Here is a 13,760-nt window from a genome sequence, read left to right as displayed (position 1 = left end):
GGATTTATGATTTCGTAACAATATGTTCAAATTTAGTTTTGGTAAAGTGTCCCGACAAGTGGAAAAACCCGAGGATTTTCCGTTAATTACCGCATTAAATTTTGGTGAGTTATCCACTGCTAAAGAAATCCAAGATCAACCGATTATTTGTAGTTTCTGTAATTCAATTTTAACCAATCAATCTCACTTGCAAAAAAGTGGGGAAAATTTTACATATAAATGCGAATTTTGCCTGAAAGAAAATTCGGTTTCGCATGATCAAGCTCTTCATCTATTAAAGGATGGAATAGAACCTGAATCCACTGATGTTTCTTCTATGGAAGACATGGCATTTTTACTTGAAGAAATACGAAAGGAGGAAGATGACGCTCTCTCGAAAATGAAAATGGAGAAGACAATATCTGGTTTTCCGATCCAAGTCGCTGTTATTGATGTTTCCGGATCGATGGCAGGTGGCAAGTTAGAAGCAGTCAAACACGCGTTGGTGCAGAATATTCACCAATTGACGGCAGATTTTCCAGCAACCAAATTTGTTCTGATCCCTTTTTCATCCGATGTGTTCATATATCCCACACCAGAAAAACAAATTATTGTAGAGGATGGGCCTCTTTTCTTCAAAGAAAACAAAATGGAGAAGGAAATTGCTAGAATAGTTGAAAAATACCCATTTCAACCTATTGAAAAAATATATGAAGGTTGGACGAAAATCGTCAAAAATATGACTGATCGCAGTATGACTGCACTCGGACCAGGGCTTTTTATGGGAATTCAAACCATCATTGCCAGTCAGAAATCCCAAGCGAAAAAAACAGGTGGAAAAGTCATTTTATTGACAGATGGACTCGCAAATGTTGGTTTAGGATCAATTGAAAATAGTTTGGGCAAGGATTCAAAAGATGCAGGATTTTATTCCAATATTGCAAAACGATGCTTAGAAAATAATATTATTGTTGATATGGTGGGGGTACGTGAACAAGGAGGAGGTAATTCAGTTGCTTTAGATGTGATTGGAAAAGTCACCGACTATACTGGGGGACAAATGTTATTCATTACCGCAGATCAGGTTGAATCCGCCTTCGGAAGTTTTCACCGAACCAACTACATTGCTCGAAATGTAGTGATGCGGATCTATTCTCCAGAATTTTTAGTCTTGGAAGAAATTCAAGGTGCGGAGGTGCTTCAATCCTTAGATAAGATTAAAAGAGGAGATCCAATCAAATTGGGGGCTTTTTATCCCGATCGGGAAATTTATTTAAAATTTCAGCAAAAGGATACCAAATTGCCCGTAGGGACCAAAATACCTGTTCAAATCCAATTAGAGTACCTTGATACCCAAGGAAATCGAAAAATGCGCATCAATCGTCAAGAAATAGAAATAGCACCGGATATGGAAAATTTCAAGAAAGCATACAGCCCAAAAATTGCAACGGCTTTTGAGCTCTCCAAGGCATCCAAATTACGATCCAAGGGTGATATTAAATTTGCCGAGGCGCAAGTCCACCAAACCATGGCTCGTAATGTCTCTTTAGGCGGACAATATGATATGGATATCTCTGAATTGAATGAACTTGTTCAAGATGAAATGGATGAATGGAAATCGGAAGAGGCACAAGCGGTAGAACAAAAAATAAGTGATAAAAAATCTTTCTACGCTGCCATGGGGCAAAGTCGGTCTCGGAGTTCTTATAATGCGAAGTTAAAACGAATGAGAAAGAAGAAAAAATAGTTTTCAGTTAAAGAAACTGCTATAGTGTTCCTTAAAATAGTGTTCCCTAAAATAAACACTATAGTGTTCCTTAAAATAAAAAAGAAAAAATAAGCATTAGTCAGAATAATCTAAGATGCGTGGTCATTTGAATCTGAATGCGGAGTCCGACGGAAGCTTTGAAAAAAAAAGGGTGATTTTCCCCTTGGAGCGATATATATGATCATTTTTTTAGGAATTTGTTGCCGCCGACTACGATTAAGCCAATGATCAAGATCCCGGCAGTGGACATTCCCCCTGCGAGAAGCGCGTTTTGCCAATCGATAGGTGATTCATCGTCTTGATCGGGCAGATCCGTTTGGTCGGTTTGATCCGATTGATCGCTCACGGCTTGACTATCGGTGACATTTAGGGTGAGTCCGGATGATACTTTCGAATTTCCTGCCAAATCAAAGGCTTTTGCGTAAATTTGGTGGATCCCATTATCATCACCATTTGGATCGGTACTCCAGATGAAACGATAAGAATCACTGCTCACATCACTCCAACCCAGTAAGATACTTCCTTCCGTTACCGGATCTCCATCCCAATATTCAATATACGCAATATCCGTTTCATCATCGGTCGCAGTGGCATACAAAGGAATTGCATCATAATAAGGTTCATAGGCTATTAGATGACATTCTGACGGAGCGGTATTATCAATATGCACCAACTGAGGGTCTGATACCAGTTTATTCGGTATTGGGGTTCCATAATCATAGGCTTCGGCAAAGATAAAATAATCGCCTTCGAGAAGAGAGCAATCCCAAGTCAGTCCAAATTCTTCCGGATCGTCCAACGCGGTTTTTTCCATTTCTCCTTGGACTCCAATGAAGATTGAATCCGATCCAAAGGTGGGATCATCATCATAGTAGAAATTTACTTTCCAAATGTTGTTTTCGCTAATGCCATCTAATTCTCCATCAAAGGCGCGGACATTCAACGAGACAGAATCTCTGAGATATGGTGGCAAACCGCAGAAATCACACAAAGTGGGCGGTCGCCGATCCCCAGTAAACGGTTCATGCGGACTTGATGAATAACTCGCATCACTGTCAATTAAGAAACCTATTGAACTATAGCGAGTATCGTTAAAAATCCGCATTTTGAATTGATCATGGTGTCCCAGAGGCACACCATCATCATCTTCCAAATGTACTAGGATTTGCTCTTCTCCGACGACTGACTCATAGCTGAGAAATTCTCGGGACCAAGTATTAAGCGTAGCAATTTTCCCGGAGGTTTCAAACATATTCCATCCCGTGGACCAGTCCACCTCGACACCCACTCCAAAAGAACCTCCGACACCCATGGTCAAACATTGACTCCACGTGAAAAAGGTGTCATTGCTGTATTCCATATAGGAATGGAAGGAAGACGTTTCGGTCCTGGCACTAGAATATCCGAATTCATTCACGCCTCCTGCAGTCCATAGTAGAGGGGAATACTCCAATTCTTGCACATAGTTCCGTTCAGCTCCTGAAATTTCATTATCTTCAAAAATATTTTCGTATGCGAGCTCGGACATTCCGAGATCTTCTAAATGAGATCCTAAGACACTAAACGAGGTATTTGGTGTAATTGTATATTCAATTCGGGAACCAACCGTCAGAACCAAAATATCATCATAGGGGAAATTCACCGGATCAGATTGATTGACCACAAAGTAATAATTATTTACATAGAAATAATAGAAAATATAGGTTCCAGTTCCAAAATACAAATCACCTCTTCCTGGACCTATCAACTCTGAGTTCGTATAATCTTTGGAAGAACTGAGCGTATGGGTATACGTATGAGTGAGTTCAAATTCATAAATATCACCCTCGGTATCAATCTTATATTCATCCGATTCAAAGCCAAACCCTACGAAGAGATGTTGATGTTCTTTTTGAAAATCTGTTCCCGATTGGGTTTCTAAGGACCAACCGGTGGTAATGGAAGTTCCGGCAGACATTTCGGTGTAGCTTCGATCTCCAGGCGGATCATAGAGGATCCCATCTAGAGTCATGTTCACAAAATCTTGATCCGTATCGTTGAGTTCTTCGCGCATTTCAATCTTAAGGTTGATTGGGTAACTTTGGTTGTTATCCTTTAACCCAAAGAAGATTCGTTTTCCTGCACCCTCTGTGAAATCATTATAATTGAAATAGACCATGATTCCCGTATAATAATCGAACCGAATACACGTAAAACTCTCTCCGGTAAAGGTTTCAAATTCGCGTAAGGCACGTTTTCCATTAAACCAATCCATCTTGATTCCTTTATAGGTAAGATTGAGGGCTTCTCTGGTAAACATCAATTTATTATCCTCACTTGCTTCATTTGTTTCATAAAGCATGTTCGGGATAAGGATAGTGCTCTCTTGTTCGACATATGTTCCCCCGATTGGAAGAATAAAGGGACTTATCCATTCATTCTCTTCCGTGATTGGTGGGAAGGAGTTACTTTCCGTAATAATACTGGAATTTTCTTTAAATTTATGTGTAAGTGCGGATACGTGCTCATCAAACAGGGCTTGAAATGCGGTCATATCGTCAGTGGTGTTGTAAAATTTGACGGAAAAGTCATTGATGGCAATAGGTGCAAATCCTGTCATGGATACTTCGTGACCTTCAACTGTGGTAAAATTTTGTGTCTTTTCAGCTTGAAAATAGGCACTATAATTCAACGTCAGTTGATAGGGGACCGGACTTACTTTTTTATGAAAGGCATCCATTTGTGCCGTTTCGTTGAAATATTTAACTCCCGTTTGAGTCCAATAATATTGTTGAACGAATCGCCCACTTAAATCGTATTGTTGGAATCCGAAGTAATAGTCTACCGAATCACCTAAGTCGTAATTATCTGGGCCAATGAGGTAATTGAGGGTGTTTTCGCCAAAAAGACTCCCCGTGCTATATGCTTTTTTCCAGAAATCATGACTCACTCGATAATATAGAGACGCATTGGTATTACATAAATCATCATTTTTCATAGTATTATACTCTAATGTAAGATTTAAAGCCGTAGCTGGATCCATCTTAATAATTCCGCTCCCGGTAAACATGGTATATTCCGCTACCACTTCATCGTTTTCGGTGTGTTTTATTATATTGAGTTTTCGATCAAAATAATATGAAAAATGAACTACGGGTGAAATTGTTTGAAAATCACTCGTGTCATTTGCATATAACTGAAGAGTTTGTATACCAAGTGAGTTTGGTAAAGGAATTACGACATCACTAAAGAATGGCAAATCTATTATTTCAGCATCATTTAGGGAATAACCTTGCCAATCCCAAGATTTAAACCCTTCTTGCAGTGACCGGGAGATCAACATTCCTTCATAGGCATTATTCCCTAAGCGATAATCCGGACTCCAAGAATAGCCAAAAGCATCGAAATAGATACTGGATGCAGAGCTGTTGTGCGTTGCGATATGGGTGTCAAATCCTGTAAAATTACCCGTTGTGGTAAATGATGCAGGATCCGAGGCATAAAGAAGCACATCTCCTTCTCTATTAAAAATTTGGAATTGATAACTGTGATCTCCAAGTCCGAGATAGGTTCCGCTATCCATAAAGTCAACACAGATCCGATACCAGAAGAGATCGTGAAATTCTTGGTGAGTATTGTTGATAGTGGTGTTATCCGAAAACCAAAATTCCCCATTCTCGAGAAAGAGTGAAAAGAGATTTCCCGAAGTTCCCATGAAGGTAAAATTCATGGTTGCGGTGGCGGTACTTTGTTTCATCACCCAAAATTCGATGGTACCTTGGGATTGATTCGCACTAAAATCATGCACGAGAGAAATATTGGCTTCCTCGCCTTGACCAGTGTCACAGTGCAAGACTTTTTTATGAGTATATCCATATAAATCTGTTTTTTCATCCATCACTAAGGCCACTGCATCCGGAGTATTCGTCACTATGGACCAGTCTACTGGTAAATCCCCATCTGCGACATCTTGGAATCCTTCTGTTCCTGAGTAATATCCTTCATTTAAGGGATTGTTGCCCGTGAAATATGCTCCATCAAGTGGTGTCGTAATCTTAGCAAAATGCGTATTTGCTCCCTGATCATGTATCAAAACCGCACAATTTTCAATCCTATTTCCTACGATTACATTTTCCTCACAGATACTGGTTGAAATATTGATTCCCGAAACCGGATACCCTGCAATAATACAATCTTCAATCGTGTTTTCTGATCCACCCCCTTCTATTAGAATTCCGTTTAAAGTGTGATCGGTTTCTCCTTTTAGAAAATGATAATCGGAATAGTCTGGTCCTCCAAATGGAACAATTTCATTATTCAACAGTGTGTTTCCATTCCCTGAAATGGTTATTCCATTATTCTGAGCATTTGCGATAACATTATTTTGAATCCAATTTGTATTTCCATCCACTTTAATCCCTGATGAAAGGGTCCGGTAAATATCAGATTGTTCAATCGAATTATTTACACAATCTTCATCCAGGAAAATCCCTCGTTCAATAGGATAGCTAGTTGCACTAATGTCATTTGGAACATAAGTAGTGGGAATGCCGATAATCGTACAGTTTACGATACGGGCATTTTGCACGTTCGAAATGGTAATTCCATAATGTCCCACTCCTCCTACGATTACGCAATCTTTCAAAACAAAGAACGCATCTGTATTGGAGATTGAGATTCCTGCTGTTCCTATGGGAGAGTTTGCTGGAATTTCAATATTGAGATTTTTTATCTCATAAGGGCTAAATTGAGTACCATCTCCGTCTAAACTGGTATCCCAGTAACTTAAAGCTAAGGGATCATCAATACCTCCTTCTTGGGTATTTCGTACAATATTCACAACTTCAGTGCTGGCCATATTTTCTAATGTATAGGTTATCGGTTTGGATTCATATTCAAAAGATGTAGTGCTGGTATCTGAAGCCTGAAATAAGAGAGAATGTGATCCATTTGCTTTCCACGGGATATAGAATTCCTTATCTGGTCGATGGATAATATCAAGCGCTCCATCAAGATACATATTTAACTGATCTAATTCATAACCAAAGTATTGCCATTTGTATTCGGCCCGAATACCGCCACATCCCTTATAATTTTTGCATTCTTCGGGGGAGGTGATTTTCAGAAAATAATTCTCTGCTTTATTGTTTGAATACCAGTTAAATTGAGGGGCATTTCCATCGTTTTTAAAATTCCCGACAATACAATTATCTTTCGAACCATACGTACATATCGTATTCACCGTATTATCTTCTATTAGCCATCTGTCACCATAATCAACATAAATCACATCCGCGGTATTCCCAACATAATTATTGTTATCATTACGATTATCAACATTATCTCGATAACACACCCCGATCCATCCATCCCCTGCATCATTATAAAACACATCATTGATATCGAAATCTTTGGTTCCTAAAATGCTCCATCCTGCTCCAGCTTGTGGTAACTTAACACAATCGCGCACAATATTTCCAATCACAAAACTATAATCGAATTCATAACAGAGATATATACCATTGCCGGAATATGTCCCGGTTCCTGCATTGGCATTAGAAACTCGATTATAATCGATATGCGTGTTATCCGTTTGATAGTTTATTATACCATTTCCTGAAAGTATCGCTCCGGTTCCTTTACAAAAACTATTGCTGATATTGTTGAAAGATATGGTATTGTAATTTTCATACGCACTGGCAATCCCATTACCAGCCCAATTTCCATACCCTGAGCAATTCTCAATGATGTTTTGTGTAACTGTTGTATACTCCGAGTTGAAATTCATGATTCCATTTCCGGCATATCTCGCACCGGAATTTCCCTTACAATTATAAATTTCATTTCCCGAGACCATTGAGTGAATAGTCCGATCTAAATTAATCCCACATCCGCAATGAGCATCATTTCCGTCCGCGATATCATCTCCTCCGGTGCAATTAATGATATAATTATTCAATACTTGGGTAGAATCAACCAAGTATTCGCTTTCTCCATGCACTAAGATCCCATTTGAAGTATAATAATTCGTCCCTCCATAACAATTCGAAATGGTGTTTTCTTCAATGATGTTCTCCTCGGTAATACCGTAATAATTATTGCACGTGATTCCATTCCCGGAATATCTTCCGAGGCCACCTCTTATATCATCAATTGTATTGTGTGAAATGAGATTAAAATCTCCGTGGTAGTTGTCTATGCCATTCCCTGCATAAGTATCTGAGGTTGTAGCACTCGAACATGAGGAAATTTGATTATAACTGATATTATTATATTGGGCTGATGTAAGCATAATTCCATTTCCACTATGAGCTGTTGAAGCAACAGCCCCGCTCCAAATATCATAAATCGTGTTGTGGTGAACCTCATTATAATGAGAAATATAAAGTAACATACCATTTCCGCTAAAAGCTTCAGAATATCCTTCGATATCATAAATGGTATTATTGTATATTTCAATTCCATTCGTTGAGTATAACCCTATTCCATTGCCACTGATTTGACCAGAAATCCCTCGACATGTATAAATTGTGTTGTTATACACTTTGGCTATACCTGGTGAAAGTGTATTCAACCAAATACCATTTTTTGCGTTATATATTGTGCAGTTTCGAATTTCAAAGTATAACGAGCAATCATAAATATCAATCCCATGTGAACTTCCCCCTGCATCAATAACAAGGTTTTCAATAAGATAGGGAGAATCTGATCCGCCCGATCCGCTAAAACCTTCCCAATCATCATGGAAGACTTGAATCGGATCATCAAGGCCGGACTGTGGAATGTGAATGGGGAGCTTAGTCTCTGATACAGAAAAATTTCCATAAAAAGCGTTCCAATCAATAAAAGGATATAGTTGAGTAAAGATGAGGGAATAAAACACAAAAATAATCATGAGCTTCTTAGTTTGTTGTCTTTGAATTAATGATTTCAATATAATAACCTTCTGTCATACGACCAAAATTGTTATGAATTGACAAAAATGTATGACAAAGGTACTTCACCTACCATGTATATAAAACTATTGATTACTCCAATTTAGAAATCACTCTCTTCCCCTCTTGATGATCTTGAATGGAAATTTGAAAAACTTAAGGTTCGATGAGTTCTTTTGGGTTCATTTATGAATTTTAGGGTAAATTGGAAGACAAATTTTGGCCTTTACCTTAAAGCGACTTTTATGCTGTATATAGGAACCCATTTTAACTAAATATCAAGTCTCAACTCAATTAAAAGGAATACGGGAGAAAATTAGGAGAAGATTTAATAAAGCACGGGAATTGCTCTTCGTACAACATTAGACTTAAACTTATATAGATATATCCTATTGATATGGTTTGATTGCCAATGACTGAAAAAGAGGGAATTGAGAATGATGCTTCAGTGGATAATCTTCATCATAGTTTTCTGTCAAATCTGTGCATTAGGTTTCGTTTATTTCGTTTATTTCAGCTAGGATCAAAGATGATTGTCTTAGAAATTTACGAAGAGTTTATGGGGCTCATGTTTTTAACCGATTATCATAAAATAGCCTTCGATTCTTTGCACCGAATTATGCTCTCGTTTACGGATGCGTGGGGGAAGAAAAGTGCGGGAAAAGTTGATTCAACCCAACCGCTTACTCGGCACCAATTCCAAGAGATCATTGAGGTTGCCAATGTGGAATTTCCTCATTATGAAGAGAAACACTGAATCTCACTTATATTCAAAGCCAAAAACAAGGTAATGGGAATGATTGATATATTATCCAAAAATAATCAAACAAATCATCACATATTAAAGATAAGTAAGTAAAAAAACTAGAAATTAACGATTATGGTTGTGGGTGTTAATGTTGGAATTTGCCTTGTTTATCCATTTTCACGACCAGAAGAATAAAGGATGCTAGCGATCCCAGCAATCCTACTAAAAATACACTCATCCCAAGGATTCGATTTACTCGATTCAGTACGAGCCCCACGATCAAAAAACCAATCGCAAGTACGGGAAAGAGCAATCCAAACCCCACTGCTTTTCCCACAACTTGCTGATATCTCTTTTTTTGGGCATTTTGTTCATTTTTGGAGAGATCGGGCCAACACTTACTACACGTGCCATAATGCCCTTTGCAACATTTGGCATATTTTTTTCCACAATAATAACAGGTCGAATAGATATAAGAAACGCCGGAATGTACCGTACCACAAACTCCACATGTAATATCATAACGCACGGAAAGTTTGGCAAATTCATCGGAAGCTTTTTGCATCGTCCTGCCAATATCTTTTGACCATTCCGTATAATCGGTCATACATGAATATCTGACTCGTTCTTTTATTTTTTTTCGGGTTTAAGTATTTTTTATAGATAATGATGCGTAATGAGCTTCATAAAAAAAGGCATCCTAAAACCATCTATTACGAATATTTGACCCACAAATAACGTTTTAACCTTTTTTCTCATTAAACCATCCACCCTTCTTATCCTTAACATTATGGAAAGGAAATCGAGTGAAATTATTCACTATTACGAGCCTATCGGCTCACAATTCGCTCGTAAATCATTCATTTTTTTTCTCGATTTTTGCATTAGATGAAATATCGCTGCAGGGGTCATTTCCCGTAAAACGGACCGATTTAGATTTAGTTCTCTTAAGGCATCCTTAAAATGTGGAAAATTTTCAAAAAACAAGGGATTCTGTGCTTGGATTAAAAGAAAAGTATTTTGCAGATGTTTTTCCTTGAATTGCATAACAGTTTTTAGAAAAACAAGGAAATTTTTCCTTTCTTCTTTTGAAATCAGTTCAAGATTCAAATTTTTGTTCGGAAGAAGTTCAATTAGCAGCGAAGATACTTTTGGTTTAGGATAGAAGGATTTTGATGGAATTTCAAGCAAGATTTGAGAATCGAAAAAGAAACCGCAAATGACAGAAAGAATTGTGTACCCCGATTGGTTAGGTCGAGCCAGAATATGATCCATGACTTCTTTTTGTAGAATAAGAAGCGCGCGCCGGGAATTCCAGGATTCTGTTAGTTTTAATATGAACTCAAATACATGGGTAAAGGGAATGTTAGAAATTATTAATTCCGCGTCAGGAGTAGGAAGTGAAAAAAAATCATCTTCAACTATGGTTAATTGCGTTTTCAAGGGCACATAACCCAAATATTGAATTTCCCGTGAATTGATCACTTGGGTGGGAATACGAGATTTATAATAATCCATCAAATATTGTGAGGATTTTGGATCTTTTTCTACCACGCATACCTTTTCCGACAAGGGGAATAAAAAATCTGTGAAAGCCCCAAATCCAGGGCCAATTTCTAAAATGCATTTATATTGCTCGGAACCCTTTGCACAATTTCCAATCTTCCGACACAGGGCATAATCAGCGATGTAATTTTGTCCCTTTATTGATTCGGGGATAAATTTAGATGATTGAAAGAGCTTTATGAGTTGGGTTCGGGAGAGAAAGGGCATTGTGTTTGTTACTCCATATGATTCTCAGATAAATTCTTTTAACGTTTATAAATTTTTTTTCGATGAGCAATTTTAATTACTAAAATTATTAGTTCTTTCTTTAAAATTGCAAATATTACACGATAATCACCAACTCGCAGTCGAAAATAGGGTTGAGTTGCCAATTTTTTAATGGAATTTTGGTATGGGCTTTCTTTCAATTCAGAAATTTTCTCAAATATTCGTTTTGATATTGGGCGGGGAAGATCTTTAAGAGCCTTTATAGCTTTTTTAGAAAATTGGATCTCAAACATTTAAAATCCCAATTGATGCTTTACATCTTCGAGAGAGGATGTCTGACCATCTTTATATTCTTTCAAAGCATCCTCGATATCCTTCAGTGTTTCTTCATTCAATTCGCTAGAATCTTCAAGTAAATTTTCAATAACATCATTATATGAGTCGCGTTTCGATAATTTAAGGGAATCAAGCTTGATCTTGGTATCCTTCTTGATTTGAATTGAAGTATTTTCACCCATAATAGTCTATAGAACATTATAGATTAAAAAAATTTTGGATCTTGCATTAATTTTTGAATCGTTTTTTTAAGAAAATTATGATCCCAATCCCAAGACCAGACAAACCTAACACGCTTTGAGCACTGAGAATATTTTCTTTGATATCAGTTGATATCAGTTGCAACATATTGATGTTTACCATTGGAGCAGTTTATCACCACATTTGCAGTATCCAGATAGATAGAGTTATTTAATTCAATCGAAGGACCATGAACATTATAGCGAGTATTTGCTATTGGATTTGAATTACCAAACGGAATTTGAATAGTTACAATTAATAGGGCTGAAACTACAATCATGCCGATGTTTTTATTTTTTTTCAGATTTTTTGGAAACATCTTGTCAAATAAAGTGAAACTTTACAATATAAACGATGAGGGATAAATTTCGAACATATTTTAACGATATAAATACATGAATCGCTCCATATAGTACAAAAAGACTTGATTATAATAGCCCGGGAAATACAAATCATTCGCATGCCCTGCAAAGGGAAAGAGTAGGACAGAAATTTCCCGGTTATTGTGATCTAAATACGTGTTTTCAAATGACTTTGCCCGATATATCAAATGGTCTTGTTCCCCTTGGAAAATCAAGCAGGGAGGGCTTTGTTCCGAAACTAAAAGTTCAGGATTCTTCCATTCAGGTCGACTTTCACGAGCAAAATCCATGGTGACATTATTTGCGGGATAATAGGGGATTAAACCTTTTATGGTAAAGGCATCACTAAAGGTTTCTCCATAACTTCCATTTTGCATGCTTAAAGCAGTTGCGGAGGCCAATTGTCCGCCCGCAGATCCACCAGAAATAAATACTGAATCCAAATTGGCACCATATTCCTCTTGATGATCTTCTAAAAAGAAAGTAAAGGCACCTATATGCCGCATCATATCATCTAAGGAAAAATTCCCAAGCACATTCGAGGGAGTGATGAAAGGAATACCCATGTTTTCGGGGCCATTGTTGAGACCATACTGAATATCGAAGACACAATATCCCTGAGCCGCGAAATAACGATTCATCGTAATTACATTGCCTAGTCCTTTATCTCCAATGGTCCATCCACCCCCATGTATACGAATTAGAGTTGAATAGTTCCCAGGAAGATTATTTGCAGGCTCAGTTGGGAGATATGCATCAAAATATAATTGAACTCCTGCATCCACCGAATAATTACTAGTGTCTCCATCCAAATATAACACATCTCTATTTACAATGCAGTCATAATTTGGTGAGCCAAGAAAATATCCCGCCAGAGAAAAAGGAGTCTGTAAAAAATAAGCATCATGGCCAGAATTCAAGATTTTAGCGTTCCAATCTCCGGAAAAAACAGGATCAAATCGTTCAGAAAAAGAATTTTCAGCATTTATGGCAAATTGGGGTGTGGAGAGGAGAGGTAAAAAACATATTCCCGAAATGAGAATGCCAATTAAACCGATGATACGGGATGGAATTTTGATCTTCGAATATGAATAGGTTGTTCTGAGAAGAATTAGTGATGTACTTAGAAACACAATCCCAAAAAAGAGCCCTGCTTGCCCGGCAAACACTCCAAGCATGAAAATTTGAAAACCTCCATGGATTCCGAAGAAGAGTGTAAACACAACTATACCGCCGAATATTAATCCAAACAAACACATTATAATGCAACCCTTCTTTAAAATCCATAGTTTCTTTAAGGATTTCATGCCCAAAGTCCATGCTAATTGGGGATTAAATGCCGTTGTAGAAATGGCCCGTTGATACTTTGGTAGAATGCTAAACAGTGATAATTTTATTCCAAAAAGAAGGAGTCCAAAATTACTACCGTAGAGTAAAAGCCCTAAGCCAAGATTCTCAAAGAGACTATCATTAAACCCGATAAAAATGGCCAGAAAAACTATAAAAACGGCTCCAATAACAAAAAGAAGATATCCATAACACCATAAATTCAGATGATAGCCCAATTTCAACTTTCTTTGGGTATGGTACGCTAAACAAACAGAAAACACCATTGTACTTAACAGATTAATAAGGAAGAA

General features: G+C 37.5%; 9 protein-coding genes. 2 read left to right on the top strand and 7 right to left on the bottom strand.

The window, feature by feature from the left end; translation table 11 throughout:
• Positions 1-22 precede the first annotated feature (22 nt).
• Entirely contained in the window at positions 23-1,726 is a 1,704-nt protein-coding gene (locus NEF87_RS16205; RefSeq protein ID WP_457916650.1) for a hypothetical protein, read from the top strand.
• Positions 1,727-1,928: 202 nt separating this feature from the next.
• Here the strand turns inward: NEF87_RS16205 and NEF87_RS16200 are convergent, their stop codons facing one another.
• On the bottom strand, positions 1,929-8,660 hold the full coding sequence (locus NEF87_RS16200; RefSeq protein ID WP_457916649.1) for a right-handed parallel beta-helix repeat-containing protein: 6,732 nt from the start codon (positions 8,658-8,660) through the stop codon (positions 1,929-1,931).
• A 413-nt stretch (positions 8,661-9,073) separates the two neighbouring features.
• Here NEF87_RS16200 and NEF87_RS16195 point away from each other — a divergent pair, with 413 nt between their 5' ends.
• Positions 9,074-9,418: a hypothetical protein gene (locus tag NEF87_RS16195; RefSeq protein ID WP_457916648.1), complete on the top strand. Its 345-nt coding sequence runs from the start codon at positions 9,074-9,076 to the stop codon at positions 9,416-9,418.
• A 136-nt stretch (positions 9,419-9,554) separates the two neighbouring features.
• Here the strand turns inward: NEF87_RS16195 and NEF87_RS16190 are convergent, their stop codons facing one another.
• The 6 genes from NEF87_RS16190 to NEF87_RS16165 form a co-directional block, all read right to left on the bottom strand.
• Entirely contained in the window at positions 9,555-10,016 is a 462-nt protein-coding gene (locus NEF87_RS16190; protein ID WP_457916647.1) for a hypothetical protein, read from the bottom strand.
• Between the two features lie 215 nt (positions 10,017-10,231).
• Entirely contained in the window at positions 10,232-11,182 is a 951-nt protein-coding gene (locus NEF87_RS16185; protein WP_457916646.1) for an rRNA adenine N-6-methyltransferase family protein, read from the bottom strand.
• Positions 11,183-11,220: 38 nt separating this feature from the next.
• Positions 11,221-11,475: a type II toxin-antitoxin system RelE family toxin gene (locus tag NEF87_RS16180; protein ID WP_457916645.1), complete on the bottom strand. Its 255-nt coding sequence runs from the start codon at positions 11,473-11,475 to the stop codon at positions 11,221-11,223.
• Positions 11,476-11,700, bottom strand: coding sequence for a hypothetical protein (locus tag NEF87_RS16175; RefSeq protein ID WP_371802444.1), 225 nt, complete (start codon positions 11,698-11,700; stop codon positions 11,476-11,478). It lies immediately after the preceding gene.
• 143 nt (positions 11,701-11,843) lie between these two features.
• Complete coding sequence (locus tag NEF87_RS16170) at positions 11,844-12,077, bottom strand: hypothetical protein (RefSeq protein WP_457916644.1); 234 nt, start codon at positions 12,075-12,077, stop codon at positions 11,844-11,846.
• A 60-nt stretch (positions 12,078-12,137) separates the two neighbouring features.
• Positions 12,138-13,733 (bottom strand): alpha/beta hydrolase, encoded by a 1,596-nt coding sequence (locus NEF87_RS16165; protein ID WP_457916643.1) that lies wholly within the window; start codon positions 13,731-13,733, stop codon positions 12,138-12,140.
• Between the last annotated feature and the right edge of the window lie 27 nt (positions 13,734-13,760).

The organism is Candidatus Lokiarchaeum ossiferum, from assembly GCA_025839675.1.
Classification (GTDB): domain Archaea; phylum Asgardarchaeota; class Lokiarchaeia; order Sigyniarchaeales; family Promethearchaeaceae; genus Lokiarchaeum; species Lokiarchaeum ossiferum.
Note: the sequence above shows the minus strand (reverse complement) of the source record. Positions and strands in the feature narration are given on the sequence as shown.